Source organism: Streptomyces sp. 1222.5, from assembly GCF_900105245.1.
GTDB classification, from domain to species: domain Bacteria; phylum Actinomycetota; class Actinomycetes; order Streptomycetales; family Streptomycetaceae; genus Streptomyces; species Streptomyces albidocamelliae.
The window spans coordinates 6799895-6826204 of the sequence record NZ_FNSZ01000001.1 but is presented as its reverse complement, the minus strand read 5'-3'; the positions used below and the strand labels follow the sequence as shown (position 1 = coordinate 6826204).

The 26310-nt window shown below is 71.0% G+C and carries 22 protein-coding genes; 12 read left to right on the top strand and 10 right to left on the bottom strand.

Annotation, left to right across the window (positions count from 1 at the left end; translation table 11 throughout):
- Positions 1-29 precede the first annotated feature (29 nt).
- A complete protein-coding gene (locus BLW57_RS30895; protein ID WP_093480969.1) occupies positions 30-998 on the top strand; it encodes a RecB family exonuclease in 969 nt (322 codons plus the stop codon).
- An 81-nt stretch (positions 999-1079) separates the two neighbouring features.
- Positions 1080-1751, top strand: coding sequence for a response regulator (locus tag BLW57_RS30890; RefSeq protein ID WP_073899715.1), 672 nt, complete (start codon positions 1080-1082; stop codon positions 1749-1751).
- A gap of 63 nt (positions 1752-1814) precedes the next feature.
- On the opposite strand, the gene BLW57_RS30885 is transcribed toward BLW57_RS30890, so the two are convergent.
- The 4 genes from BLW57_RS30885 to metH all read right to left on the bottom strand — a co-directional run bounded on the left by BLW57_RS30885 (position 1815) and on the right by metH (position 10055).
- Complete coding sequence (locus BLW57_RS30885) at positions 1815-3395, bottom strand: ABC transporter substrate-binding protein (RefSeq protein WP_093479030.1); 1581 nt, start codon at positions 3393-3395, stop codon at positions 1815-1817.
- Between the two features lie 99 nt (positions 3396-3494).
- Positions 3495-5099 (bottom strand): ABC transporter substrate-binding protein, encoded by a 1605-nt coding sequence (locus BLW57_RS30880; protein WP_093479028.1) that lies wholly within the window; start codon positions 5097-5099, stop codon positions 3495-3497.
- 432 nt (positions 5100-5531) lie between these two features.
- On the bottom strand, positions 5532-6233 hold the full coding sequence (locus BLW57_RS30875; protein WP_093479027.1) for an HAD family hydrolase: 702 nt from the start codon (positions 6231-6233) through the stop codon (positions 5532-5534).
- Between the two features lie 306 nt (positions 6234-6539).
- Positions 6540-10055 (bottom strand): methionine synthase, encoded by a 3516-nt coding sequence (metH, locus tag BLW57_RS30870; RefSeq protein ID WP_093479025.1) that lies wholly within the window; start codon positions 10053-10055, stop codon positions 6540-6542.
- Between the two features lie 327 nt (positions 10056-10382).
- Between metH and BLW57_RS30865 the strand changes: the two genes are divergently transcribed.
- The 9 genes from BLW57_RS30865 to BLW57_RS30825 all read left to right on the top strand — a co-directional run bounded on the left by BLW57_RS30865 (position 10383) and on the right by BLW57_RS30825 (position 19549).
- Positions 10383-11147, top strand: a complete 765-nt coding sequence (locus BLW57_RS30865) for an IclR family transcriptional regulator (protein ID WP_093479023.1) — start codon at positions 10383-10385, stop codon at positions 11145-11147.
- A 348-nt stretch (positions 11148-11495) separates the two neighbouring features.
- Positions 11496-12290 carry an MIP/aquaporin family protein gene (locus BLW57_RS30860; protein ID WP_093479022.1) on the top strand — a complete coding sequence of 265 codons (795 nt, stop codon included), beginning with the start codon at positions 11496-11498 and terminating at the stop codon, positions 12288-12290.
- A 70-nt stretch (positions 12291-12360) separates the two neighbouring features.
- Positions 12361-13899, top strand: coding sequence for a glycerol kinase GlpK (gene glpK / locus BLW57_RS30855; protein ID WP_093479020.1), 1539 nt, complete (start codon positions 12361-12363; stop codon positions 13897-13899).
- 47 nt (positions 13900-13946) lie between these two features.
- On the top strand, positions 13947-15563 hold the full coding sequence (locus BLW57_RS30850; RefSeq protein WP_093479019.1) for a glycerol-3-phosphate dehydrogenase/oxidase: 1617 nt from the start codon (positions 13947-13949) through the stop codon (positions 15561-15563).
- A 230-nt stretch (positions 15564-15793) separates the two neighbouring features.
- Positions 15794-16393, top strand: a complete 600-nt coding sequence (locus BLW57_RS30845; protein WP_093479017.1) for a 1,2-dihydroxy-3-keto-5-methylthiopentene dioxygenase — start codon at positions 15794-15796, stop codon at positions 16391-16393.
- On the top strand, positions 16390-17109 hold the full coding sequence (mtnC, locus tag BLW57_RS30840; RefSeq protein WP_093479016.1) for an acireductone synthase: 720 nt from the start codon (positions 16390-16392) through the stop codon (positions 17107-17109). Before BLW57_RS30845 ends, mtnC begins: the two co-directional genes overlap by 4 nt.
- Positions 17106-17714, top strand: a complete 609-nt coding sequence (mtnB, locus tag BLW57_RS30835) for a methylthioribulose 1-phosphate dehydratase (protein WP_093479014.1) — start codon at positions 17106-17108, stop codon at positions 17712-17714. Before mtnC ends, mtnB begins: the two co-directional genes overlap by 4 nt.
- A gap of 144 nt (positions 17715-17858) precedes the next feature.
- Positions 17859-18311, top strand: a complete 453-nt coding sequence (locus BLW57_RS30830) for a phospholipase (RefSeq protein WP_093479013.1) — start codon at positions 17859-17861, stop codon at positions 18309-18311.
- A gap of 230 nt (positions 18312-18541) precedes the next feature.
- Complete coding sequence (locus tag BLW57_RS30825; protein ID WP_093479011.1) at positions 18542-19549, top strand: PAC2 family protein; 1008 nt, start codon at positions 18542-18544, stop codon at positions 19547-19549.
- Between the two features lie 75 nt (positions 19550-19624).
- Here the strand turns inward: BLW57_RS30825 and mshC are convergent, their stop codons facing one another.
- The 4 genes from mshC to BLW57_RS30805 form a co-directional block, all read right to left on the bottom strand.
- A complete protein-coding gene (gene mshC, locus BLW57_RS30820) occupies positions 19625-20854 on the bottom strand; it encodes a cysteine--1-D-myo-inosityl 2-amino-2-deoxy-alpha-D-glucopyranoside ligase (RefSeq protein WP_093480968.1) in 1230 nt (409 codons plus the stop codon).
- A 108-nt stretch (positions 20855-20962) separates the two neighbouring features.
- Positions 20963-21790 carry an SCO1664 family protein gene (locus BLW57_RS30815; RefSeq protein ID WP_093479010.1) on the bottom strand — a complete coding sequence of 276 codons (828 nt, stop codon included), beginning with the start codon at positions 21788-21790 and terminating at the stop codon, positions 20963-20965.
- Entirely contained in the window at positions 21754-22344 is a 591-nt protein-coding gene (locus BLW57_RS30810; RefSeq protein WP_073899746.1) for a DUF3090 domain-containing protein, read from the bottom strand. Before BLW57_RS30810 ends, BLW57_RS30815 begins: the two co-directional genes overlap by 37 nt.
- Positions 22345-22435: 91 nt before the next feature.
- Complete coding sequence (locus BLW57_RS30805; RefSeq protein WP_093479008.1) at positions 22436-23122, bottom strand: histidine phosphatase family protein; 687 nt, start codon at positions 23120-23122, stop codon at positions 22436-22438.
- A gap of 61 nt (positions 23123-23183) precedes the next feature.
- Here BLW57_RS30805 and corA point away from each other — a divergent pair, with 61 nt between their 5' ends.
- On the top strand, positions 23184-24179 hold the full coding sequence (corA, locus tag BLW57_RS30800) for a magnesium/cobalt transporter CorA (protein ID WP_176985784.1): 996 nt from the start codon (positions 23184-23186) through the stop codon (positions 24177-24179).
- A 7-nt stretch (positions 24180-24186) separates the two neighbouring features.
- Here corA and BLW57_RS30795 read toward each other — a convergent pair whose 3' ends face one another.
- A complete protein-coding gene (locus tag BLW57_RS30795) occupies positions 24187-24978 on the bottom strand; it encodes a hypothetical protein (protein ID WP_093479005.1) in 792 nt (263 codons plus the stop codon).
- A gap of 199 nt (positions 24979-25177) precedes the next feature.
- Entirely contained in the window at positions 25178-26233 is a 1056-nt protein-coding gene (locus BLW57_RS30790) for an LLM class F420-dependent oxidoreductase (RefSeq protein ID WP_093479004.1), read from the bottom strand.
- Between the last annotated feature and the right edge of the window lie 77 nt (positions 26234-26310).

Below are 26310 nucleotides of genomic sequence, written 5' to 3'. Positions count from 1 at the left end.
TGCCGGCCCAGGTGGGACCGGTCCCCTCGATGGCCGGGGCCGCGGGCGGGCCGGAGCCGGGCGCGGCCGTGCCCGGTTCGGCGGCGGCCGGCGCCGGTGAGACGGAGTCCGGGACGGGTGAGGCGGAGTCCGGGACCGGCGCGGGAGGGTCGCCGGAGGCCGGGCGGGTGGCGGTGGCGCCCTCGTCGCTGTCTCCGTCGCGGGCCGGTGACTTCATGCAGTGTCCGTTGCTGTACCGGTTCCGGGTGATCGACCGGCTGCCGGAGAAGCCGAGTGAGGCGGCGACCCGGGGGACGCTGGTGCACGCCGTGCTGGAGCGGCTGTTCGACGCGCCGGCCGGGGAGCGGACGGTGCCGCGGGCCAAGGCGCTGATCCCGGGGCAGTGGGACCGGTTGCGGGAGAGCAGGCCGGAGGTGACCGAGCTGTTCGCGGACGATCCGGAGGGCGAGCGGCTGGCCCGCTGGCTGGCGGAGGCCGAGCGGCTCGTGGAGCGCTGGTTCTCGCTGGAGGATCCGACGCGGCTGGAGCCGGCCGAGCGTGAGCTGTTCGTGGAGGCGGAGCTGGAGTCGGGGCTGCGGCTGCGCGGGATCATCGACCGGGTGGACGTGGCGCCGACGGGCGAGGTGCGGATCGTCGACTACAAGACGGGGAAGGCGCCGCGGGCGGAGTACGCGGAGGGCGCCCTGTTCCAGATGAAGTTCTACGCGTTGGTGGTGTGGCGGCTGAAGCGGGTGGTCCCGCGCCGGCTGCAGCTGGTCTATCTGGGCAGTGGGGACGTGCTGACGTACGACCCGGATCTCGCGGACCTGGAGCGGGTGGAGCGCAAGCTGCACGCGTTGTGGGAGGCCATCTCGCAGGCCACGCGGACGGGGGTGTGGCGGCCGAGGCCGACCAAGCTGTGCGGCTGGTGCGACCACCAGGCGCACTGTCCGGAGTTCGGGGGTACTCCCCCGCCCTATCCGCTGCCGGTCGTGGAGCCCGGTCCCGGGGCGGGCTGAGCCGGTGCCGGGGGTGCCCCGGCGGCCCGTCGGTGCGGCCGCGCAGGGCAGAATGGGGCCGGACTAGCGAAGGAGTGTCACGTGGCGATCCGCGTCCTACTGGTCGACGACCAGCCGCTGCTGCGTACCGGGTTCCGCATGATCCTGGAGGCCGAGCAGGACCTCGCGGTCGTCGGCGAGGCCGGCGACGGTCTGCAGGCCCTGGACCAGGTGCGGGCCCTGCAGCCGGATGTCGTGCTGATGGACATCCGGATGCCGCGGATGGACGGCGTCGAGGCGACCCGGCAGATCACCGGGCCGGGGCGGGACGGCCCGGCGAAGGTGCTGGTGCTGACGACGTTCGATCTGGACGAGTACGTGGTGGAGGCGCTGCGGGCGGGTGCGAGCGGCTTCCTGCTGAAGGACGCGCCGGCGAACGAGCTGGTGCAGGCGATCCGGGTCGTGGCGGGCGGTGAGGCGATGCTGGCGCCGAGCATCACCCGGCGGCTGCTGGACAAGTACGCCACGCATCTGCCGTCGGGTGAGGAGCCGGTGCCGGACACCCTGCACACGCTCACCGACCGTGAGGTGGAGGTGCTGAAGCTGGTGGCGCGGGGGCTGTCGAACGCGGAGATCGCGGCGGACCTGTTCGTCAGTGAGACGACGGTGAAGACGCATGTGGGGCATGTGCTCACCAAGCTGGGGCTGCGGGACCGGGTGCAGGCGGCGGTGTACGCGTACGAGAGCGGGCTGGTGCGGCCCGGCGCGCAGTAGGCGGTACGACGGCGAAGGGCGCCCCCTCCCGGGTGGGAGGGGGCGCCCTTGTCGTGGCCGGGGTCAGCTCTTGTGGAGTTCCCAGAACCGGAACACCGTGGAGGCGTCCAGGCAGTACTCCAGGCCGTAGACGCCGTCACGGACGACGGCGTACTGCTTGCCCTGCCAGACCGGCAGGATGGGCAGTTCGTCGGCGACGATGTCCTGGAGCCGGCCGAAGTCCTTGTCGGTGGCGGCGCGGTCGCTCTGTGCGGCCGTGCCGGGGATGAGGGATCCGGTGATGGTGCGGTTGCTGTAGTGGTTGGCCAGCACGTTGCCCTTGCCGAAGAAGGGTGCGGTGAAGTTGTCGGCGTCGGGGTAGTCGGGCACCCAGCCCTTGACGTAGACGCCGTAGCGGCCCTTGGCGATGTCCTTCTCGTACTGGTCGAAGGCGACGGACTTGACGTCGGCGTCGAACAGGCCGCTGGCGTTGAGCTGGCCGGCGATGGCCTTCAGTTCCTCGTCGGTGGCGGGGCCGTAGCGGGACGGCGTGGACCACAGGGTGAGCTTGACCTTGCCGGTGATGCCGTCGGCGCGTAGCGCGGCGGCGGCCTTGGCGCGGTCGGGGCGGGCGCCGTAGGTGTCGAAGAAGGCGGTGTTGTGGCCGGCGATGCCCGCCGGGATGATCGAGTAGAGCGGGGTGGCGGTGCCGTCGTAGACGTTCTTGATGAGGGCTTCTCGGTCGACGAGGTGGGCCATGGCCTTGCGGACGCCGAGTTTGCCGGCGACCGGGTCCTTCATGTTGAAGACGAGGTGCTGGACCTCGGCGCTGCTGCCCTCGATGACGTCGACGCCCTTGCTGTCGTCCTGCCGGTCGAGGTCGGCGACGTCGGTGGCGGTCAGGCCGCGGTAGGCGATGTCGATGTCGCCGTCGAGGAGGGAGCGCTTGAGGGCGGGCTGGTCGCCGTGGAAGAACTTGAGGGTGACTCCGGAGTTGCTGATCTCGGAGGTGCCCTTGTAGTTGCCGTTGACGGAGAAGACGGCCTGGTCCTTGTCGAAGGAGTCCAGTTTGTAGGGGCCGGAGCCGACGGCCTTGTGGTCGGTGCGCAGGCCGTCGGCGTCGTACTGGCGGTGGTCGACGATGGATCCGGCGCCGGAGGCGATCTTGCTGGGGAAGGTGGCGTCGGGGACCTTCAGGTGGAAGACGACGGTCTTCTCGTTCGGGGTGTCGACCTTCCCGAGCATCGGGAACATGATCGCGGGACCCGCGGGGTCGTCGATCTTCCTCATGCGCTCGAAGGAGAACTTGACGTCCTCGGAGGTGAGGGCGTCGCCGTTGCTGAACTTCAGGCCGTCCTTCAGTTCGCACCGGTAGACCATGGCCCGGGTGTCGGTGAAGGTGCATTCCTTCGCCAGTTCGGGCTCGGGTTCGGTGCCGCCCTTGGGGAAGCTGAGGAGCGACTGGAAGACGTTGTCGAACAGTATCCAGGAGCCGGGGTCGTAGCCGGATGCCGGGTCCGTGGCGAGGACGTCGTCGGACATCCCCATCACCACGGAGGAGCCGGTGCCCCCGGAATCACCGGTCTCGGAGCCACAGCCGGTCAACAGGCCGGAGGCCAGCCCCGCCACGACGGGCAGGACTGGCCACTGGTTGCGCATGTTCACTTGAATTGTGCCTTGTCGTCGGTTCGTCACACCGGAGCCACCGTCCTGGCGCCGGTTCCCCGGGGGCCGTCGTGCCTGGCCCCCGGGTTGAGAGAGCCGTCAGCCGCTCACACCGCGGCCGAGCTCCCACAGCTGGAGCGTGGAGGAGGAGTTGAGGGCGTAGGCGACGCCGGTGATGTCGTTCCGCGCGGCGACGTACTGCTTGCCCTGCCACAGCGGCAGGACGGGGACGTCCTCGGCGACGATGTCCTGGATCTCGGTCAGGCTGTTGGAGGCGCCGATGCGGTCGGCCTCGCGGCGGGACTGCGGGATCAGGCTGCGCTGGATGGTGTTGTTGGAGTACGGCGAGCCGAGGAAGTTGTCCTTGTCGAGGAAGGGCGCGAGGAAGTTGTCGGCGTCCGGGAAGTCGGGGAACCAGCCCATGCCGTAGACGTCGTACTGCCCCTTCTGCTCGGCGGGGCGGAAGGTGGCCCAGGGGTGGCCCTTGATGGAGACGTCGAACAGGCCGCTGTTGTTGAGCTGCTTCTGCAGGACCTCGAACTCCTGCTTGGTGGCCGAGCCGTAGTGGTCGGTCGTGTAGTGCAGGGTCAGCTTCACCGGGGTGGTGATGCCGGCCTTGCCGAGCAGGTTCTTGGCCTTGTCGACGCTGGGGTTGCCGTACTTGTTGAAGAACGAGTTGGAGTGGCCGGTGACCGTGGCCGGGACCAGCGAGTACAGCGGTTCGGCCTGGGTGCCGTAGACCTTGGCGACGAGTTCGCCGCGGTTGATGATCTGGGCCATGGCCTGGCGGACGGCCTTGGACTTGACCGTGGACGCGGTGGTGTTGAAGGCCAGGTAGCGGATTTCCAGGCCGGGCATGTCGACGAGGTCGACGCTGTCGCTGCTGCCGCCGTCGAGCTTCTGGATCTGGGCGGGCGACATGGTGCGGGTCATGACGTCGACGTCGCCCTTGTCGATGGCGGTGCCCATGGCGTCGGCGTTGTCGTAGGCGCGCAGCACGACCTCGTCGTTGTTCACCGTCACGCTGCCCTTGTACGAGGGGTTCTTGGTGAAGGTGGCGCTGGCTATCGCGTCGCCCTTGACGTCGGCCTTGAAGGTGTAGGGGCCGGAGCCGTCGACGTCGAAGCCGTCGCGCAGCTTGTCCTTCTGGTAGTCCTTCGGGTTGACGATGCCCGCGACCGGGGTGGACAGCTTGTACGGGAAGGTGGCGTCGGCCGTCTTGAGGTGGAAGACGACCTCGCGGTCGCCCTGCGTCTCGATGGTGTCGATCGTGTTGAGCAGGGCGGCGACACCGCTGTCGGCGTCGATGCGCAGCGCACGCTCGATGGAGAACTTGACGTCGGCCGCGGTCACCGGGTCGCCGCTCGCGAACTTCAGGCCCTCACGCAGCTTGCAGGCGTAGCGTTCGCTGCCGCTGTCGGTGAAGGTGCAGCTCTCCGCGGCGTCCGGGGTGGGGTCGCCCTCGCCCTTGGGCTGGGCCATCAGCGTCTGCACGGTCTGGCGCAGGATGTTCCAGGTGCCGACGTCGTAGGCGTAGGCGGGGTCGAGGGGGGCCGGGGCGTCGGCGGTGGCGGTGAACCGGTCCGTGGTGCCGACGACGATGGCGTCGCCGCTGTTGCTCCCGCTGTCGGACGTGCCGCACGCGGCGAGAACCGGGGTGAGGAGGCCGGCTACCGCCGGCAGCACCAAAATCTTGCGGTTCATGCGGGAGTTTCTCCAGAGCTGTTCGGGTCCGTGTAACCGGCATGCATGGGTGGTGCGGCGGTTCACGGGGGGTGCGACGATGTTCTCGCGATGAGATTAGTCCGCGTGCGCAGGAGGGTTCGCGGCCGCGTGAGTTGACCGTTCATCACGCAGGGGAACCGGGCGCGGACGCACCGAAAACCCGACAGCGGCAGGATTAGTGCAGCTTCCCATCAATCGGGACACATGGACCTGCCGTTTCCGGCCGAACAGGGCCTACCAGCACAGCAGGGCAACGTTGTCGAGGTCGTCCGGCGTGGGGAACCTCACACCCGTAACTGTGCGGGGAGTCAGTGAATTCCGGCCGCTCGGCCGACTTCCATTTCCACTCGGGTGTACTTCCCCAGGTATTTGTCCGACCGGGCGGACGGACTTTGCACGCTGGGTGAACGGCTAGCGCATTTCCGTCATCAGGCCACGGAGAAATGCCAGGTCGACGGCTTCGAGGGAGGGGACCACGGTACGTCCGGCGGCCGGGGTGATGGGGGCGACGGAGGGGACGGCGACCACCCGGCAGCCCGCGGCCTCGGCGGCGGCGACGCCGGTGGCGGTGTCCTCGACGACGGCGCAACGGGAGGGGTCGGCGCCCAGTCGGGCGGCGGCCATCAGGTACGGGTCCGGGAAGGGCTTGGTGCGGGAGACCTCGTCGCCGGCGACGGACAGGTCGAAGTGGTGGGAGCCCAGCACGGTGAGCACCCGGTCGATGATGCGCCGGTGGGAGGCGGAGACCAGGGCGGTGGGGATGGCGTGCTCGTGGAGTTCGGCGAGCAGCCGGGCGGCGCCGGGCATCAGGGGCAGGGCCTGGCCGATGCGCTCCTCGAAGCCGTCGTTGAGCAGTACCGCGAGTTCGGCGAGGGTGATGGCGGCGCCGGTGGCCTCGATGAGGAAGCCGGCGCTGCGGGTCATGGGGCCGCCGACGACGACGTGCCGCCAGGACTCGTCCAGGGGGTGGCCGAGGGCGGCGAAGACCTCCACCTCGACGTCCCACCAGAAGCCCTCGGTGTCCACCAGGGTGCCGTCCATGTCGAGGAGGACCGCCTGCAGGGCGGAGCCTTCGGCTGTACGGGTTCCGAGCGCGGGGACCGTGCTGGTCATCCTGGCGCACCTCCTCGGGGGACGACCAGGCCGGTTCCCGTGCGGGGAACCGGCCTGCAATGGACCGACCAGTGTACGTCTCCGGCGCCCGAAGCGCCTCGTTTATCCCGCGCGCCCGCGGGTAGCCCTTGAAACACCCCCGGCGCAGGCCAGAGGCTCCTCGCCATGCCCGGCACGCGGAGCTCAGCGCCGAGCTCAGCGCCCCCGAAGGGGCGCGGGGAACCGCGCGACCGGCCCCCACCCACCCGCAGACGCGCACGGACGGACCGAACGCGACGGGTGGGCGTGGCCGGACCCCGGGAGGGCTCAGCGGGCGTTGAAGTACTTCGCCTCCGGGTGGTGGATCACGATGGCGTCGGTGGACTGCTCGGGGTGGAGCTGGAACTCCTCCGAGAGGTGGACGCCGATCCGCTCGGGCTTCAGCAGCTCGGCGATCTTGGCGCGGTCCTCCAGGTTGGGGCAGGCGCCGTAGCCGAGGGAGAAGCGTGCGCCCCGGTACTTCAGGGCGAACATGTCCTCGATGTCGGCCGGGTCCTCGCCGGCGAAGCCGAGTTCGGCGCGGACGCGGGCGTGCCAGTACTCGGCGAGGGCCTCGGCCAACTGCACCGAGAGGCCGTGCAGTTCGAGGTAGTCGCGGTAGGCGTTGGCCTCGAAGAGCTTGGCGGTCTCCTCGCCGATCCGGTTGCCGACGGTGACGACCTGGAGTCCGACGACGTCCGTCTCCCCCGACTCCTCGGGCCGGAAGAAGTCGGCCAGGCAGAGCCGGCGGCCGCGGCGCTGGCGGGGGAAGGTGAAGCGGGTGCGTTCGTTGCCCTGTTCGTCCAGGATGATCAGGTCGTCGTCCTTGGACACGCAGGGGAAGTAGCCGTGGACGACGGCCGCTTCGAGCAGGTTCTCGGTCTGGAGCCGGTCGAGCAGGCCGCGCAGCCGGGGGCGGCCCTCGGTCTCCGCGAGTTCCTCGTACGTGGGTCCCTCGCCGGTGCGGGCCTGCTTCAGTCCCCACTGGCCCTTGAAGAGAGCGCCCTCGTCGAGCCAGCTCGCGTACTCCTTGAGCTGGATGCCCTTGATGACGCGGGTCTCCCAGAAGGGCGGGGTCGGCACGGGGTTGTCGGTGGCGACGTCGGAGCGGACGTGGCCCTCCTGCGGGCGTTCCTCGACCTCCACGGGGGCCGTGGCCCGTACCCGGCGCTGCTTCAGTTCCGGGAGCTTGGCGCCGGGCACGCCCCGCTTGACGCCGATCAGCGCGTCCATCAGGCGCAGGCCCTCGAACGCGTCGCGGGCGTAGCGGACCTCGCCCTCGTAGACCTCGTACAGGTCCTGCTCGACGTAGGCGCGGGTGAGGGCGGCGCCGCCGAGGATGACCGGGAAGTCGGCGGCCAGACCGCGCTGGTTCAGCTCCTCCAGGTTCTCCTTCATGATCACCGTGGACTTCACCAGCAGCCCCGACATGCCGATCACGTCGGCCCGGTGCTCCTCGGCCGCCTCCAGGATCGCCGAGACCGGCTGCTTGATGCCGAGGTTGACGACGTTGTAGCCGTTGTTCGACAGGATGATGTCGACCAGGTTCTTGCCGATGTCGTGCACGTCGCCGCGCACGGTGGCCAGCACGATGGTGCCCTTGCCGTCGGCGTCCGACTTCTCCATGTGCGGTTCGAGGTAGGCGACGGCCGCCTTCATCACCTCGGCCGACTGGAGCACGAACGGCAGCTGCATCTGGCCGGAGCCGAACAGTTCGCCGACGACCTTCATCCCGTCGAGCAGGGTCTCGTTGACGATGTCCAGCGCCGGCCGGTCCTCGAGCGCCGTGTCGAGGTCCGGCTCGAGGCCGTTGCGCTCGCCGTCGATGATCCGCCGCTTGAGGCGTTCCTCCAGCGGCAGCGCCGCCAGTTCCTCCGCCTTGCCGGCCTTCAGCGACTTCGCGGTGGCGCCCTCGAACAGCTGCATCAGCTTCTGCAGCGGGTCGTAGCCCTCGGCGCGACGGTCGTGGATCAGGTCGAGGGCGGTGCGGACCTGTTCGTCGTCGAACCGGGCGATCGGGAGGATCTTCGAGGCGTGCACGATCGCCGAGTCCAGGCCCGCCTTCACGCACTCGTCCAGGAAGACGGAGTTGAGCAGGATGCGGGCGGCCGGGTTGAGGCCGAAGGAGATGTTCGACAGGCCGAGGGTGGTCTGGACGGCCGGGTGGCGGCGCTTGAGCTCGCGGATGGCCTCGATGGTGGCGATGCCGTCCTTGCGGGACTCCTCCTGCCCGGTGCAGATGGTGAAGGTCAGGGTGTCGATGAGGATGTCGTCCTCGCGGATGCCCCAGTTCTGCGTCAGGTCGTCGATCAGCCGTTCGGCGATCTCGACCTTCTTCTCCGGGGTGCGGGCCTGGCCCTCCTCGTCGATGGTCAGCGCGATCAGCGCGGCGCCGTGCTCCTGGGCGAGCTTGGTGACCTTCGCGAACCGTGACTCCGGGCCGGCACCGTCCTCGTAGTTCACCGAGTTGATGACGGCGCGGCCGCCGAGCTTCTCCAGGCCCGCCCGGAGCACGTCGACCTCGGTGGAGTCCAGGACGATCGGCAGGGTGGAGGCGGTCGCGAAACGCCCGGCGAGCTCCTCCATGTCCGCGACGCCGTCGCGGCCGACGTAGTCCACACACAGGTCCAGCATGTGGGCGCCCTCGCGGATCTGCTCCCGTGCCAGCTCCACGCAGTCGTCCCAGCGGGCCTCCAGCATGGCCTCGCGGAACTTCTTGGATCCGTTGGCGTTGGTGCGCTCGCCGATCGCCAGGTACGCGGTGTCCTGCCGGAACGGCACCGACTGGTACAGGGAGGCGGCGCCCGGTTCGGGGCGCGGGTCGCGCGGGGCCGGGGTCATGTCACGGACCCGTTCCACCACCTGGCGCAGGTGTTCGGGGGTGGTGCCGCAGCAGCCGCCGACGAGGGAGAGGCCGTACTCGCGGACGAACGTCTCCTGCGCGTCGGCCAGCTCGGGCGCGGTCAGCGGGTAGTGGGCGCCGTTCTTGCCGAGGACCGGCAGGCCCGCGTTGGGCATGCAGGACAGGGGGATGCGGGCGTTGCGGGCGAGGTGGCGCAGGTGTTCGCTCATCTCGGCCGGGCCGGTGGCGCAGTTCAGGCCGATCATGTCGATGCCGAGCGGTTCCAGCGCGGTCAGTGCGGCGCCGATCTCCGAGCCGAGCAGCATCGTGCCGGTGGTCTCGACGGTCACGGACACGATCACGGGCACGTCGAGGCCGAGGGCGTCCAGGCCGCGGCGGGCGCCGAGTACGGCGGCCTTGGTCTGGAGCAGGTCCTGGGTGGTCTCGACGAGGAGGGCGTCGGCGCCGCCGGTGACCAGGCCCTCGGCGTTGCGCTGGTAGGCGTCGCGGAGGGTGGTGTACGGGGCGTGGCCGAGGGTGGGCAGCTTGGTGCCGGGGCCGATGGAGCCGAGGACCCAGCGGGGGCGGCCGTCCTTCGCCGTGAACTCGTCGGCGACCTCGCGGGCGACACGGGCGCCGGACTCGGACAGCTCGTGCACGCGCTCGGGGATGTCGTACTCGCCGAGGGCGGAGTGGTTCGCTCCGAAGGTGTTGGTCTCGACGCAGTCGACGCCCACCGCGAAGTACGCCTCGTGGACGGAGCGGACGATGTCCGGGCGGGTGAGGTTGAGGATCTCGTTGCAGCCCTCGAGCTGCTGGAAGTCGTCGAGGGTGGGGTCCTGGGCCTGGAGCATGGTGCCCATGGCTCCGTCGGCCACGACCACACGGGTGGCGAGCGCGTCTCGGAGCGCGGACACGCGGGTCCGGCTGTCGGCGGAAGGGGACGTTGGCGACGAGGCCATGAAGGGGCTCCCTGGGCTGCGACGGCTGTCGGCTATGCGGTTTCCCCGGCTGGCGGAGGCCGCACGGCGCCAGAGTAGCCGGGAGTGGGCTTGGATGGGCAGCGGCGTCCACGAGGCGGACGCGGTGGCCCCGGCACCACGCCCGGGCCTCCTGTGATGTAACAGGTGTCGTCGGACCATTAGCGGGAGGTCGGCATCGACCGGTAGTGTTCGACATTGCCGAACGGCGGTTAACACGACGTACGACGGTGTACGACAGCGGTCGACACCAGTGGACGGCGTCGACGGCGTTCGTCGGCGGTCGGAGGAGACGGAGGCAGGACGGCGATGGCACGGAACATCCAGTCGCTCGAACGGGCGGCCGCGATGCTGCGGCTACTGGCGGGCGGCGAGCGGCGCCTCGGCCTGTCGGACATCGCCTCGTCGCTGGGCCTCGCCAAGGGGACCGCCCACGGCATCCTGCGCACCCTCCAGCAGGAGGGGTTCGTGGAGCAGGACGACGCCTCGGGGCGCTACCAGCTGGGCGCGGAGCTGCTGCGTCTCGGCACCACCTATCTCGACGTGCACGAGCTGCGGGCGCGGGCGCTGGTGTGGACCGACGACCTGGCCCGCTCCAGCGGGGAGAGCGTGTACCTGGGCGTCCTTCACCAGCAGGGCGTGCTGATCGTGCACCACGTCTTCCGGCCGGACGACAGCCGGCAGGTGCTGGAGATCGGGGCGATGCAGCCCCTGCACTCCACGGCGCTGGGCAAGGTGCTGTCGGCGTACGACCCGGTGGCGCACAGCGAGGCGCTGGAGGCCGACCGCAAGCCCTTCACGGATCGCACTGTGTGCGACGCGGGCGACTTCGAGCATCTGCTCGACCTGACGCGCGCGCGTGGGTACGCGGCCGACGTGGAGGAGACCTACGAGGGGGTGGCGTCCGTCGCGGCGCCCATCCACAACCGGCGGCGCATGCCCGTGGGCGCGGTCGGCATCACCGGCGCCGTGGAGCGGCTGTGCCGGGAGGGCGAGTTGCGCCCCGAACTGATCGCCGCGGTGCGCGACTGCGCCCGGGCCGTCTCCAGGGACCTGGGCGCGGGCCGTTTCTGAGCGCTGAGCGCTCTTCCCCATGGGTGACCGGGACGCCGGGCGGCGTTCCGGTTCTCGCCATACTCTGAAATGGACATATAGGGCGAGAAGGTATGTCAGCGCAGGGAAGAGCGATAACCGGCAGCGATCAATAACGATCCTGCTTTCGATAACAGAACTCTTGACGCACGCGTAACGCCGAAGCAAGACTCCCGTCCATCGGTCGGCATTGTCGAACACCTACCGGCAATACGCGTTAGAGTGTGACAACGCCAAGGGCCAGCTCATCGCTCTCACCCCCGAGGGCGCCAGACCCCCGGAGGGACCCGGGGTACGGCTACCCCTGGACGAAGGACAAAGGAGTCGCGGGTGTCCAGCTCCGACATCTTCATCGGCGAGACCATCGGTACCGCCATACTCATCCTGCTCGGCGGCGGCGTCTGCGCCGCCGTGACGCTGAAGGCCTCCAAGGCCCGTAACGCCGGCTGGCTCGCCATCACCTTCGGGTGGGGCTTCGCCGTACTGACGGCCGTGTACATCTCCGGGCCCCTCTCCGGCGCCCATCTCAACCCGGCCGTGACCGTCGCCCTGGCGATCAAGGACGGCGAATGGAGCAACGTTCCGACCTACTTCGCCGGCCAGCTGCTCGGCGCGATGATCGGCGCGACTCTGGTGTGGCTCGCCTACTACGGTCAGTTCCACGCGCACCTCACCGACAAGGAGATCGTCGGCGGTCCGGGCGCCCAGGCCACCGCGGCCAAGGCCGTCGAGGCCCAGGAGAAGGGCGCGGGCCCGGTCCTCGGCGTCTTCTCCACCGGCCCGGAGATCCGCAACGCGGTGCAGAACCTCGCCACGGAGATCATCGGCACGGTCGTGCTGATCCTCGCGGTCCTCACCCAGGGCCTGAACGACAAGGGCAACGGTCTCGGCGTCCTCGGCGGTCTGGTCACCGCGCTCGTGGTGGTCTCGATCGGTCTCTCCCTCGGCGGCCCGACGGGCTACGCGATCAACCCGGCCCGTGACCTCGGTCCGCGCATCGTGCACGCCCTGCTGCCCCTGCCCAACAAGGGCGGTTCCGACTGGAGCTACGCCTGGATCCCGGTGGTCGGCCCGCTGATCGGCGGCGCCATCGGTGCAGGCATCTACAACGTCGCATTCGCTTAAGAAGCACCAGGACTTCCCGGCACGCGCCGTACGTACAGCCCCTACACCACGGATCTTCCAGGAGCACACAGTGACCGACGCCCACACCGCAGGCCCGTTCATCGCGGCCATCGACCAGGGCACGACCTCCTCGCGCTGCATCGTCTTCGACAAGGACGGCCGGATCGTCTCCGTCGACCAGAAGGAGCACGAGCAGATCTTCCCGAAGCCGGGATGGGTCGAGCACAACGCCAACGAGATCTGGACCAACGTCCAGGAGGTCGTCGCCGGGGCCATCCAGAAGGCCGGCATCACCCGCGACGACATCAAGGCCATCGGCATCACCAACCAGCGCGAGACCACCGTGCTGTGGGACAAGAACACCGGTGAGCCCGTCCACAACGCCATCGTCTGGCAGGACACCCGCACCGACGGCCTCTGCCGGGAGCTGGGCCGCAACGTCGGCCAGGACCGCTTCCGCCGCGAGACCGGCCTGCCGCTGGCCTCGTACTTCTCCGGGCCGAAGGCCCGCTGGCTGCTCGACCACGTCGACGGCCTCCAGGAGCGCGCCGAGGCGGGCGACATCCTCTTCGGCACCATGGACAGCTGGGTCATCTGGAACCTGACCGGCGGTGTCGACGGCGGCCGGCACGTCACCGACGTCACCAACGCCTCGCGCACCCTGCTGATGAACCTGCACACCATGCAGTGGGACCCGAAGATCGCCGAGTCCATCGGCGTGCCGCTGCAGATCCTGCCCGAGATCCGCTCCTCGGCCGAGGTCTACGGCGAGGTCACCGGCGGCAAGCTCGGCGAGCTGCTCGGCGGCATCCCGGTCGCCTCCGCGCTCGGCGACCAGCAGGCGGCCCTGTTCGGCCAGTGCTGCTACTCCGAGGGCGAGACCAAGTCGACCTACGGCACCGGCACCTTCATGGTGATGAACACCGGTGACAAGATCATCAACTCCTACGCCGGTCTGCTGACCACGGTCGGTTACAAGATCGGCGACCAGCCGACGGTGTACGCCCTGGAGGGCTCCATCGCCGTCACGGGCTCCCTGGTGCAGTGGATGCGCGACCAGATGGGCCTGATCTCCACCGCCGCCGAGATCGAGACGCTCGCGCTCTCGGTCGAGGACAACGGCGGCGCCTACTTCGTGCCGGCCTTCTCCGGTCTGTTCGCCCCGCACTGGCGCTCCGACGCCCGCGGTGTGATCGCCGGTCTGACCCGGTACGTGACCAAGGCACACCTCGCGCGTGCCGTGCTGGAGGCCACCGCCTGGCAGACGCGGGAGATCGCGGACGCCATGGTGAAGGACTCCGGCGACGAGCTGGTGGCCCTGAAGGTCGACGGCGGCATGACCTCCAACAACCTGCTGATGCAGACCCTCGCCGACGTCCTGGACGCACCCGTGGTGCGCCCGATGGTCGCCGAGACCACCTGCCTCGGCGCCGCCTACGCCGCCGGCCTGGCCGTCGGCTTCTGGTCCAGCACCGACGAACTGCGCGCCAACTGGCGCCGGGCCGCCGAATGGACCCCCCAGATGGACGCGGACATCCGCGACCGTGAGTACAAGAACTGGCTCAAGGCCGTCGACCGGACCATGGGCTGGATCGAGGACGAGGACTGAGCGGCCCGAACCGCTCAGAAAGCTCTGACGAGGAGTAAGTACCCGACATGACCAGTCAGTCCACCCTGAAGTCCGTGCCTGCCCTGGGGACGCACCCCGCCTCCGGCTCGAACCCGAGCCGGGCCGAGACCAGGGAGCAGCTCTCCAAGGCGTCGTACGACCTTCTTGTGATCGGCGGCGGCATCCTGGGCATCTCCACCGCCTGGCACGCCGCGCAGTCCGGGCTCAGGGTGGCGCTGGTCGACGCCGGCGACTTCGCCGGTGCCACCTCCTCCGCCTCCTCCAAGCTGCTCCACGGCGGTCTGCGCTACCTGCAGACCGGCGCGGTGAAGCTGGTGGCGGAGAACCACTTCGAGCGCCGTGCGGTCTCCCGTCAGGTGGCCCCCCACCTGGCGAACCCGCTCACCTTCTACCTCCCCGTGTACAAGGGGGGTCCGCACGGCGCGGCGAAGCTCGGCGCGGGCGTCTTCGCCTACTCCGCGCTCTCCGCCTTCGGTGACGGCGTGGGCCACCTGCTCTCCCCCGCCAAGGCGGCGCAGGAGGTGCCCGAGCTGCGCACCGAGAACCTCAAGGCCGTGGCCGTGTACGGCGACGACCAGATGAACGACGCGCGCATGGCGCTGATGACGGTCCGCGCGGCCGTCGAGGCGGGCGCGGTCGTCCTCAACCACGCCGAGGTCACCGGGCTGCGTTTCACCAAGGGCCGGGTCACTGGTGCCGACCTCAAGGACCGGACCTCCGGCGACGAGTTCGGTGTCAACGCCCGTCTGGTGCTGAACGCCACCGGCCCGTGGGTCGACCACCTGCGCCGGATGGAGGACCCGAACGCGGCGCCGTCCATCCGCCTGTCCAAGGGCGCGCACCTGGTCCTCAAGCGCACCTCCCCGTGGAAGGCGGCGCTGGCCACCCCGATCGACAAGTACCGCATCACCTTCGCCCTCCCGTGGGAGGACATGCTGCTGCTCGGCACGACCGACGAGGAGTTCGAGGGCGACCCGGCGGACGTGTCCGTCACCGAGAAGGACATAGCCCAGATCCTGGACGAGGCCGCGTTCTCCGTCCGGGACCAGCAGCTCCAGCGTGACCTGATCACCTACGCCTTCGCCGGTCTGCGCGTGCTGCCGGGCGGCCCCGGCGACACGGCCAAGGCCAAGCGCGAGACGGTCGTCACCGAGGGCAGGAGCGGCATGCTGTCCGTCGCGGGCGGCAAGTGGACCACCTTCCGGCACATCGGCCGCACGGTGATGCAGAAGCTGGAGGAACTGCCGGGCCACCCGCTCGGCGACGACTTCGAGCCGATCTCCTCGCTGCCGAAGAGGCTGCCGCTGCCGGGTGTGGCCAACCCGCGCGCGGTCGCCCACCGTCTGCTGGTGGACCACCCGGCGCCGGGTCCGCGGATGGCCGCCGACACGGCCAAGCACCTGGCCACCCACTACGGTTCCCTGGCCTTCGACATCGCCCGGCTGGCCAACGAGCAGCCGGAGCTGGCCGAGCGCGTCCACCCGGAGGCTCCGGAGATCTGGGCGCAGGTCGTGTGGGCCCGCGACCACGAGTGGGCCGAGACGGCGGACGACGTCCTGCGTCGCCGTACGACCCTGACGATCCGCGGCCTGGCCACGGACGAGGTCCGTGACAAGGTGCAGGGCCTGCTCGACAAGAAGTAGGTGTCGGTGCCGGCCGGTCCACTCCTCCCCTGACCTGGACCGGCCGGCATCGCGTGCCGGACCCCCGTACCGGGTCCGGAACGGCGCGAGGGGGCGGCTCCCGACGACGGAGCCGCCCCTTCCGTGTGTCCGGCGCCCGCCCGCCGGGACCACGCCCTCTTCCCCCCGCCGCTCCCCGGGTGCTTGTCTCGGTGTCCGGAAGTCCTCCGAGCGCTGCGGGAGTTGCTGCCATGACCCTGTTGACGACCTGGCCCGAGTCCGGCCCCAAAACCGTGGTCCGCCGCACCTCGGACCCCGCCGAGATCGCGGCCGCCCTGGGGCCCCTCGGGGTGCGCTACGAGCAGTGGCCGGTCCGCGCGGACGTGCCCGCCGACGCCGGCGGCGAGGCGGTGTTCGCCGCGTACGGGCCGGAGATCGACCGGCTGAGCGCGGAGGAGGGCTTCACCACCGTCGACGTGCTCGGCCTGCACCCCGGCGACGACCCGGAGTACCCGGTGCGGGCGAAGGCCGCCCGCGAGAAGTTCCTCCAGGAGCACACGCACGACGACGATGACGAGGTCCGCTTCTTCGTCTCCGGCTCGGGCGTCTTCTACCTGCACGTGGACGGCGAGGTGCACGCGGTCCTGTGCGAGCGGGGCGATCTGCTCGGCGTGCCGCGCGGGACCACGCACTGGTTCGACATGGGCACGCGGCCGTCGTTCACCGCGATCCGCTTCTTCCACCAGGAGGACGGCTGGATCGGCAACTTCACCGGCTCCGCCATCGCCTCCCTGTTCCCGGACCACGACACGCTGACCGCCGGGTACCAGCGGGACGGGGCCGCCGGGTGAGCCTGCGCCTGGGGGCGGACGCCGTGGTGCTCGACGTCGAGGGCACGACGAGCGCCACGCGGTTCGTCGTGGACGTGTTGTACCCGTACTCGCGCGCCCGGTTCACCGCGCTGCTCACCGAGCGGGCCGGGGAGCCCGAAGTGGCGCGGGCGGTGGCGCGGGTGCGGGAGGTGACGGGGGAACCGGACGCCGACGCGGTCCGGGTGGAGAAGACGCTGAACGCCTGGCTGGACGAGGACCGCAAGGAGACCGCCCTGAAGACCCTTCAGGGGCTCGTCTGGCGCGAGGGGTTCGCCCGGGGCGATCTGGTCCCGCACTTCTACGACGACGTGGTCCCGGCGCTGCGCGACTGGCACGCGGCGGGAATCCGGCTGTACGTCTACTCGTCCGGGTCGGTGGTGGCGCAGCGGGCCTGGTTCTCCTCGGCACCGGGCGGTGATCTGCTGCCGCTGCTCTCCGGTCTGTACGACACCGAGAACGCGGGACCGAAGCAGGAGCCGGGGTCGTACCGCCGTATCGCGTCGGCGACGGGTGTCGCGCCGCGCCGGCTGCTGTTCCTCTCGGACCGTGCGGGCGAGCTGGACGCGGCGCGGGCGGCGGGGTGGCGGACCGTGGGGGTCCGGCGGCCCGGGGAGCCGTACTTCGCGCGGGGTGTCGGCGACCACGCGGAGGCGGGGACGTTCGACGGGATCACCGTGGTGCGGAGTGGCGGGTGAGCGCGGGCGGCGGTGCGCGGGACCTGGCTCGAGCGGGGGCGGTGCTGGCCGCCGAGTCCGCCCGTTTCGCCTCGTTCGGTTGGATGCGGGGGACGTCGGGGAACCTGTCCGTGGTGCTCTCCCGTGATCCGCTGCGGCTCGCGGTGACCGCGAGCGGCCGCGACAAGGGGGAGCTGACCTCCGCCGACGTGGTGCTGGTGGACGAGCGGGGCGCGGCCGTGCAGGGGGGCCGGCCGTCGGCGGAGGCCGCACTGCACGCGCGGGTGGCCGCGTCGACCGGCGCGGGTGCGGTGGTGCACGTTCATACGGTGGCGTCGGTGGCGATGGGCCGCCGGAGGCCCGGCGGGATCGTCCTGCGGGACCTGGAGATGCTCAAGGGGATCGGGCAGCCCGCGCACGGGGTCGCGGTGACGCTGCCGGTCATCGCCAACAGCCAGGACATGAGGGAGCTGGGCGACCGGCTGGAGGCGGCCCGGGACCCCCGCATGCCCGCCGTGGTGGTCGCCGGGCACGGGCTGTACGTGTGGGGCGTGGATCCGCGGCAGGCCCGGCACCACACCGAAGTCGTGGAGTGGCTGCTGGAGTTGGAGCTGACAGGACGGTGAGGCGTACGGGGGGCGGCGGCCGCCGTCCCCGTCTCGCCCCGTCGAGAGCGGCCTCAGCCCGTTAAAGGGGACCTACAGCCCCCGCCTTCATTGTCATGCACCTGCGGTCCGATGGCCGGGTCGCAGGTCTCATGGAGGTGTGGGATGCACCGCAGACTCGCCACCGGCCTCGCCGCCTCGGCCATGGCCCTGCTCACCGTCACCGCGACCGCCGGCTCGGCCACCGCGGCTCCCGCCGACAAGCCCCAGGTGCTCGCCGCCTGGACGCAGACCAGCGCGTCCAGCTACAACACGTGGGCCGCGGCCCGGGCGAACCAGTCGGCCTGGGCCGCCTACCAGTTCGACTGGTCCACCGACTACTGCAGCTCCTCCCCGGACAACCCCTTCGGCTTCCCCTTCTCGCTCTCCTGCGCCCGCCACGACTTCGGCTACCGCAACTACAAGGCGGCCGGCACCTTCAGCGCCAACAAGGCGCGCCTGGACAGCGCCCTGTACGAGGACCTCAAGCGGGTGTGCAACGGCTACTCCGGCGCCACGAAGACCACCTGCAACGGCACGGCGTGGACGTACTACCAGGCCGTCAAGGCGTTCGGCTGACGGAACCCGGCACGGCGCGGCGCCACCCACCGGGGCGGCGCCGCGTTCGCGCGTCACCCCGGGGAATCCCGGTGACGAGCCGCGCGGGCTCCGCGCCGACCGGGGGTGTTCCGGGGTGGGGATCGGGGCAGTGATCCGTGCACCGCCCCGCACAAGGGGGCTGCGGACGCCCCCGCCGGACGCCGTAAGGTTGGTGGGTCAAGCGAGGGCACGTCGGAAGGAGGCACTGGGTGATCGAGCTGGAGGGGGTTCCCGAGCTGATCGACCCAGTCATGGTGGCCGCGTTCGAGGGCTGGAACGATGCCGGCGACGCCGCCTCCACGGCGGTCGCGCATCTGGAACGCGAGTGGAAGGGCGAGGTGTTCGCGGCCCTGGACGCCGAGGACTACTACGACTTCCAGGTGAACCGCCCCACGGTGTTCATGGAAGACGGTGTGCGCAAGATCACCTGGCCCACGACGAGGCTGTCGGTGGTCCGTGTCGGCGGCGACAAGCCGCGCGATCTGGTGCTGGTCCGCGGCATCGAGCCGTCCATGCGCTGGCGCTCGTTCTGCAACGAGCTCCTCGGCTTCGCGCACGAGCTGGGCGTGGAACTGGTGGTCGTCCTGGGCGCTCTGCTCGGGGACACCCCGCACACGCGTCCGGTGCCGGTCAGCGGGGTCACGTCCGATGCGGACCTGGCCCGCCGGATGGACCTGGAGGAGACCAAGTACGAAGGCCCGACGGGCATCGTCGGCGTCCTCCAGGAGGCGTGCGCGCACGCCGGGGTGCCGGCGGTGTCGCTGTGGGCGGCCGTCCCGCACTACGTCTCCCAGCCGCCGAACCCGAAGGCCACCCTGGCACTGCTCAACCGTCTGGAGGACCTGCTGGACCTGCGCATCCCGCAGGGCGAGCTGCCCGAGGACGCGCGCGCCTGGCAGGTGGGCGTGGACCAGCTGGCCGCCGAGGACAGCGAGGTCGCCGAGTACGTGCAGACGCTGGAGGAGGCCCGGGACACGGCCGAGCTGCCGGAGGCGTCGGGCGAGGCGATCGCCCGCGAGTTCGAGCGGTACCTGCGGCGCCGGGACGCCGGTCCGCCGGGCGGCCACGCGACGGCGGAGGGCGGCGAGGGCGGCTCGTACCTGCGGGACAACCCGGGCGGCAGGCCCCGCCCGCCGAAGCCGGACACCTCCGGCGGTTCCGGCGGTGCGGCCGGGAGCGGCCCGAAGGGCGAGGACGAGGACGGCCCGGAGGACTGAGGACATGGACGAGGGGGCGGTTCCCGGCCGGGAACCGCCCCCTCGTCGCTGTCTACCGGTCGCTGCCGCCGGTGGTCACAGGGCCACGCCCAGCAGTGCGTCCACCGCCCGGCTCACCAGGCCCGGCGCCCCGATGTCGGTACCGCCCTCGTCTTCCTGGCGGGCCGCCCAGCGGTCGACCGCGGCGAGGGCCGCGGGCGCGTCCAGGTCGTTCACCAGGGCCTCGCGGATCTCCTCCACGAGGGCGTCGGCGGACGGTCCGTCGGGCCGGGAGACCGCCGCGCGCCAGCGGCCGAGACGGCCGACGGCGTCCCGCAGCACCTGGTCGGTCCACTCCCAGTCGGCGCGGTAGTGGTGGGCGAGCAGCGCCAGACGGATGGCGGCGGGGTCGACGCCGTCGCGGCGCAGCCGGGAGACGAAGACCAGGTTCCCCTTGGACTTCGACATCTTCTCGCCGTCCAGGGCGACCATGCCGGCGTGGACGTACGCCTTGGCCATCGGGAACTCGCCGGTGAGCACCTGGGCGTGCGAGGCGCCCATCTCGTGGTGCGGGAACGCCAGGTCGGAACCGCCGCCCTGGACGTCGAAGCCCATCCCGAGGTGGTCGAGGGCGATGGCCACGCACTCGATGTGCCAGCCGGGCCGGCCCCGGCCGAGCGAGCCGCCGTCCCAGCTGGGCTCGCCCTCGCGGGCCGCCATCCACAGCATCGGGTCGACGGGGTTCTTCTTGCCCGGGCGGTCCGGGTCGCCGCCGCGCTCGGCGGACAGCAGCCGCATGGCGGCCGCGTCGAGGTTCGAGACCTGGCCGAAGTGCGGGTCGGACTCGACGGAGAAGTAGACGTCGCCCTCCAGCTCGTAGGCGGCGCCGAGTTCGCGCAGCCTCTCCACCAGCGGGACGATGCCGGGTATCGCCTCGACGGCGCCTATGTAGTGCTGGGGCGGGAGCATTCGCAGGGCGGTCATGTCCTCGCGGAAGAGGGCCGTCTCCTTCTCGGCGAGGGCGACCCAGTCGACGCCGTCCCGCTCCGCGCGTTCCAGCAGCGGATCGTCGACGTCGGTCACGTTCTGGACGTAGTGGACCTGCCGCTTGGTGTCGAGCCACACGCGCTGGACGAGGTCGAACGCGTTGTAGGTCGCCGCATGACCCATGTGGGTCGCGTCGTACGGCGTGATGCCGCACACGTAGATGCGGGCGACGGGACCGGGGTCGAGGGTGACGAGGCCGCCGGTCGCGGTGTCGTGGATCCTCAGGTCGCGGCCCTGACCAGGCAGGGCGGGGACCTCGGAAGCGGGCCAGGCATGCATGTACATGAGCCTAACCGGCGGCGAGCTGCGGCAACGAACGGGATCGGGCCGGAAGACCGTTCGAACCCTCCCGCGCCCCCGGCGGCGGTGTGCGGGCAGCGCCCGGGCTCACACCGGCGGCCATGGAATCGCCGGCCACTCCCCGCTCGGTTCGGGGTGCCGGCCGGCGGTGAGCAGCGCGTCGACACGCGCGCGCGTGGCGTCGATCTCGGCGGCGGTGAGGAGTCCGGCCAGCCGCTGTCCCAGCCGGCCGTCCAGGGTCTCCCGCAGCCCTCGCAGGACGTCGGCCGCCTCCGGGGTCAGCGGTTCCCCGGCCCATCCCCACAGCAGCGTCCGCAGCTTGTCGTCGACGTTGAAGGTGACGCCGTGGTCGATGCCGTAGAGCCGGCCGTCGGCGGTGGGCAGCAGATGGCCGCCCTTGCGGTCGGCGTTGTTGATCACCGCGTCGAGGACGGCGAGCCGGCGCAGCCGCTCGTCGTCGGCGTGCACGAGCAGCGCGGTGCGGCCCTCGCCGACCTCGGCGAAGCCGATCGCCTTCCAGCCCGGATCCGGTTCCTCGCCGTCGACCAGGGCGAGCAGCTCGGCCTCGGCGTGGACGTCGATCCAGAGCTGGCACATGCCCTCGCCGTACGGCCCGTCGCGCAGGACGGTGGGCGGTACCAGGCCCCAGCCGGTGGCCTCGGAGACCTCGTAGGCGGCCACCTCCCGGCCTGCGAGGGTGCCGTCGGGGAAGTCCCACAGGGGGCGCTCCCCGGCCACGGGCTTGTAGATGCAGGAGGCCCGCACGCCGTCGTGGGCGACCGTGCAGAACAGTGCCGCGTTGGACGCCTCGCGGATGCGGCCGCGTACGGTCAGCTCACCGTGCGCGAGCAGGTCGGCGGCGGCCGTGCCGTCGTCCGTCACGCTCCGCGGCGGTATCCGTTCTGGCGCGGACATACGTGTCCTTCCGGGTCGAGCGGGAGGCTGCACAGCGGGCACGGCGGCCGCCCGGCGTTGACGACGTCCAGGGCGCGTTTGGCGAAGGCCCTGGCCTGCGCGCCGCTCAGCCGGACCCGCAGCATCGGGGGCCCGTTCTCCTCGTCCTGGAGCAGCCGCTCCTCGGCCTCGGCCAGGTCCTCGTCGTTGTCCGCGTCCAGTTCGACGAGGGCCTGCGCCTCGACGATCATGCACTGGTCCTCGCCGTCCCAGGCCAGGGCCATGGTGCCGACGCGGAACTCCTCCTCGATGGGGGTCTCCAGCGGGGCGCTGTCGGCGACTTCGGTGGGTGCCATGGCGGGGACCGCGGCGCTGCCTCCGCTGCGGCGCACGACCTCGTCGAGCAGTTCGTCCATGCGCTCGGCGAGTGCGGCGACCTGGGTCTTCTCCAGGGCCACGCTGGTCACCCGGGGGCCTGCGGTGGCCTGGAGGAAGAACGTACGGCGCCCGGGCAGTCCGACCGTGCCGGCCACGAAGCGGTCCGGCTGGTCGTAGAGGAACACCTGACGGGACACGTCCTGTCTCCAGTGGATTCGAGAGTTTCGGTGGTGCGGGCCATACGGATGGGTGACGCGGTGGATCGCTTCACCCTACTGCGCCCGACGATCACGGTGCGCCCGCACCGCCTCCGACCGGTGCGTCGCCCTCGCCGGGTTCCTCGCGCGGGGCGAGGGAAGCGAAATCCCCGGTGTCGCCGAGGCGAACGAGAAACGGCCTCAGGCGGGTGTAGCGGATCGCGGTGATGGAACACGGTTCCACGGAGATCCGCTGGAAGAGGTCGAGATGGAGTCCGAGGGCGTCGGCGACGAGGGATTTGATGATGTCACCGTGGGAGCACATCAGGTAGACGGCGTCGGCGCCGTGGTCGCGTTCCACGCGCGCGTTCCACTCGCGTACGGCCTCGGCGGCGCGGGTCTGCATGGCCCGCATGGACTCGCCGCCGGGGAAGGCGGCGGCCGACGGGTGGGCCTGGACGACCTCCATCAGCGGCTCGTCCGTGAGCTCGGCGAGCTTGCGGCCGGTCCAGTCGCCGTAGTGGCACTCCCCGATCCGTTCGTCGGTGTGGGGGCGCAGTTCCGGGCGGGCCTCCAGCAGCGGCCGGACGGTCTCCTGGCAGCGCTGGAGCGGGCTGACGACCACCTCGGAGACGGGCAGGCCGGCGAGCCGGCCGGGCAGCGCGGCGGCCTGCGCGGCACCGCGCTCGTCCAGGGCGACGCCTGGCGACCACCCGGCGAGCACGCCCGAGGTGTTGGCGGTGGACCGTCCGTGCCTTACGAGGATCAGGGTGGGCATGCGGCAAGGGTAGGTGGTCGCCGCCGAGCGGCGGGGACCGGGCGAAGGGAGGATGCACCACGTGATCGTGGACTGTGCCATCTACCGGCACGGGCACCGTACGGAGGGCCCGGAGGACCTGTCGGACGCGCTCGAGGAGGCGCGGGCGGCGGGCGGCTTCGTGTGGATCGGGCTGCACGAGCCGTCGGAGCGGGAGTTCGACCTGGTCACCCGGGAGTTCGGGCTGCATCCGCTGGCCGTGGAGGACGCGCTCAAGGCGCATCAGCGCCCGAAGCTCGAGGTGTACGACGACTCGCTGTTCCTGGTGCTCAAGCCGGTCGCGTACGAGCCGGACAGCGACACCGTCTCGACCGGCGAGATCATGATCTTCATAGGCGACGGTTTCGCGGTGACCGTCCGGCACGGCGTGGGTTCGCCGCTGGCGGCCGTACGGCACCGGCTGGAGGCGGAGCCCGAGATGCTGGACAAGGGCCCCACCTCGGTGCTGTACGCGATCTCCGACGCCGTCGTCGACCACTATCTGGACGTGGCGACGGAGCTGCAGACCGACCTGGAGGAGCTGGAGACGGAGGTGTTCCAGCCGGAGACCGGCGGCTCGCGCAACACCGCGTCCCGGATCTACACCTTCAAACGGCAGGTGCTGACGTTCCGCCGGGCCACCGGCCCGCTGGCCGTGCCGATGACCCGGCTGGCCGGTGTGGGGCAGCTCGGCGGCGAGGTGCCGTTCGTGAACGAGAAGGCGCGGCCCTTCTTCCGTGACGTGAGCGACCACCTGATGCGGGTCAACGAGTCCGTGGACGGCCTGGACAGGCTGGTGTCGGACATCCTGTCGGCGCATCTGGCGCAGATGAGCGTGCGACAGAACGACGACATGCGGAAGATCTCGGCCTGGGCGGCGATGGCGGCGGTCCCCACGATGATCGCGGGGATCTACGGCATGAACTTCGAGCACATGCCCGAGCTGCACTGGCTGTGGGCGTACCCGGTGGTGATCGTCGTGATGGCCGTGCTGGAGGTGCTGCTGTACCGGCTGTTCAAGCGGCGAGGCTGGCTGTGAGGCGGCTTCAGGCGAACTCGGCGGCCGGGGCGGGTTCCGGGCCGCCGAGGGCGTCACGGCGCTCGGGCATGCGGAGGGTGACCATGCGGCGCCAGCCGGCGAGGCGTTCCCATGCGTACACGGTGTGGATGGCGGCGGCGAGCAGCGCGGCCCTGGGTCCCGGCCAGCCGAGGATGCGGCCCATGCGGGCCATGACGGCGAGGCTGACGTCGCGGTGGACACGGATCTCGGCGAGCGCGCACGCGCGCAGGGTGCGCCGGATCAGCGGGCCGTGCCCGGCGGCGGCGAGGCGCAGCAGTTCCTCGTGGGTGTAGGCGAGGTGGTTGTCCTCGTCGTGCGCGATCACGCGGACGGCGCGGCCGATCTCCGGGTGGCCGGCGAAGTGCCGGAGGAGCAGCCGCATCTGTTCGCAGGCGCGTTGTTCGGTGACCCTGCTGTGCGCGAGGTAGACGACGAGGTCGCGTTCGGTCAGCGGTTCCTGCCGGGCGAGCCGGTCGTGGGCGAGGCCGATGCCGCGCCGTTCCAGGAGCATCGTGTAGTCGGTCTCGGGCGGGACGGGGCACGGGGTGAGCCCGCGTCTGCGCAGCAGGGCGGTGAAGATGCGGCCGTGCTTGTCCTCGTCGGCGCCGTGGCGGGCGATCTTGGGGGCGAGGGCCCGCCGGCTGTGCGGTACCAGTGCGGCGATGCGCCCGTTCTCCCAGCCGCCCTGGGCCTCTCCGCCCGCGGCGATGGAGCAGAAGAGCCGGAAGGACTCGTCGTTGCCGAGGATCTCCTGGAACAGACGCTTGGCCGACAGCATGGCAGACACCTCTCTGCAGGATTCCGCAAAGAACGAGTCAATTGCGGGCGGAGTGGGACTGCAACAGGGGGTGAGCCGATCGACCGAAAGACGGACGCGCCGAGGTCGTAACCGCCTGCCGCCGGGCGCGTTGATCCCCGTGACGGCCGTGGCGGGGAAGACCCCCGAGCCCCCACCACGGCCGCGGAAACTTCCCCCGCTAGGCGAGGCCGGCGCGCTCCAGGGCCTCGCTGCCGGCCCGCAGGGAGGCGAGCCGCTCGTCGAGCGTGAAGCCGGCGGGCGCCAGGCTCAGGGTGGTCACGCCGGCGGCCGCGTAGGCCTTCATCCGGTCGGCGATGCGGTCGACGGAGCCCAGCAGCGCGGTCTTGTCGATGAGGTCCTGCGGCACGGCGGCCGCCGCGCCCTGCTTGTCCCCGGACAGGTACTTCTGCTGGATCTCGGCGGCCTCCTTCTCGTAACCCATGCGCTGTGCGAGCTGGTTGTAGAAGTTCTGCTTGGCGCTGCCCATGCCGCCGACGTACAGCGCGGTGTAGGGGCGGAAGGTGTCCGCGAGCCGGGCCACGTCCTTGTCCTCGCCGACGGCGAGCGGCAGGGTCGGGCAGACGTCGAAGCCGTCGAGGGTGAGTCCCGCCTTCTCCCGGCCCGCGCGCAGGTACTTGAGGGTGGTGTCCTCCAGGTGCTCCGCGGCGGGGAAGATCAGCAGCGCGCCGTCGGCGATCTCGCCGGTCTGCTCCAGGTTCTTCGGGCCGATCGCGGCGATGTACAGCGGGATGTGCTCCCGCTCCGGGTGGACCGTGAGCTTGATCGGCTTGCCCGGGCCGCCGGGCAGCGGCAGCGTCCAGTGCTCGCCCTCGTAGGTCAGCCGCTCCCGGGTCATCGCCCGGCGGACGATCTCCACGTACTCGCGGGTGCGCGCCAGCGGCTTGTCGAACTTGACGCCGTACCAGCCCTCGGAGACCTGCGGTCCGGAGACGCCGAGGCCGAGCCGGAACCGGCCGCCGGAGAGGGAGTCGAGCGTCGCCGCCGTCATCGCGGTCATCGCGGGCTGCCGGGCCGGGATCTGGAAGATGGCGGAGCCGACGTCGATGCGCTCGGTCTGCGCGGCGACCCAGCTGAGCACCGTGGCCGCGTCGGACCCGTAGGCCTCGGCGGCCCAGCACACGGAGAAGCCCAGCCGGTCGGCCTCCTGGGCCACGGCCAGATTGTCCCCGTCCATTCCGGCACCCCAGTAGCCGAGGTTGATCCCGAGCTGCATGGCCCATTCCCCTTACCCGTGAGTAACGTCCCTGTGGGGGTGACCCTAGCGCGCGGTGGCGCCCGGGGGCAGGGTCC

What these genes read in the sequence shown, in the direction of transcription:
- BLW57_RS30895 (WP_093480969.1), top strand. Translation starts at nt 30, where the DNA reads ATGGCCGGGGCCGCGGGCGGGCCGGAGCCGGGCGCGGCCGTGCCCGGT.
- BLW57_RS30880 (WP_093479028.1), bottom strand. Translation starts at nt 5,099, where the DNA reads ATGAACCGCAAGATTTTGGTGCTGCCGGCGGTAGCCGGCCTCCTCACC.
- BLW57_RS30875 (WP_093479027.1), bottom strand. Translation starts at nt 6,233, where the DNA reads ATGACCAGCACGGTCCCCGCGCTCGGAACCCGTACAGCCGAAGGCTCC.
- metH (WP_093479025.1), bottom strand. Translation starts at nt 10,055, where the DNA reads ATGGCCTCGTCGCCAACGTCCCCTTCCGCCGACAGCCGGACCCGCGTG.
- BLW57_RS30865 (WP_093479023.1), top strand. Translation starts at nt 10,383, where the DNA reads ATGGCACGGAACATCCAGTCGCTCGAACGGGCGGCCGCGATGCTGCGG.
- BLW57_RS30850 (WP_093479019.1), top strand. Translation starts at nt 13,947, where the DNA reads ATGACCAGTCAGTCCACCCTGAAGTCCGTGCCTGCCCTGGGGACGCAC.
- BLW57_RS30845 (WP_093479017.1), top strand. Translation starts at nt 15,794, where the DNA reads ATGACCCTGTTGACGACCTGGCCCGAGTCCGGCCCCAAAACCGTGGTC.
- BLW57_RS30830 (WP_093479013.1), top strand. Translation starts at nt 17,859, where the DNA reads ATGCACCGCAGACTCGCCACCGGCCTCGCCGCCTCGGCCATGGCCCTG.
- mshC (WP_093480968.1), bottom strand. Translation starts at nt 20,854, where the DNA reads ATGCATGCCTGGCCCGCTTCCGAGGTCCCCGCCCTGCCTGGTCAGGGC.
- BLW57_RS30815 (WP_093479010.1), bottom strand. Translation starts at nt 21,790, where the DNA reads ATGTCCGCGCCAGAACGGATACCGCCGCGGAGCGTGACGGACGACGGC.
- BLW57_RS30805 (WP_093479008.1), bottom strand. Translation starts at nt 23,122, where the DNA reads ATGCCCACCCTGATCCTCGTAAGGCACGGACGGTCCACCGCCAACACC.
- BLW57_RS30795 (WP_093479005.1), bottom strand. Translation starts at nt 24,978, where the DNA reads ATGCTGTCGGCCAAGCGTCTGTTCCAGGAGATCCTCGGCAACGACGAG.
- BLW57_RS30790 (WP_093479004.1), bottom strand. Translation starts at nt 26,233, where the DNA reads ATGCAGCTCGGGATCAACCTCGGCTACTGGGGTGCCGGAATGGACGGG.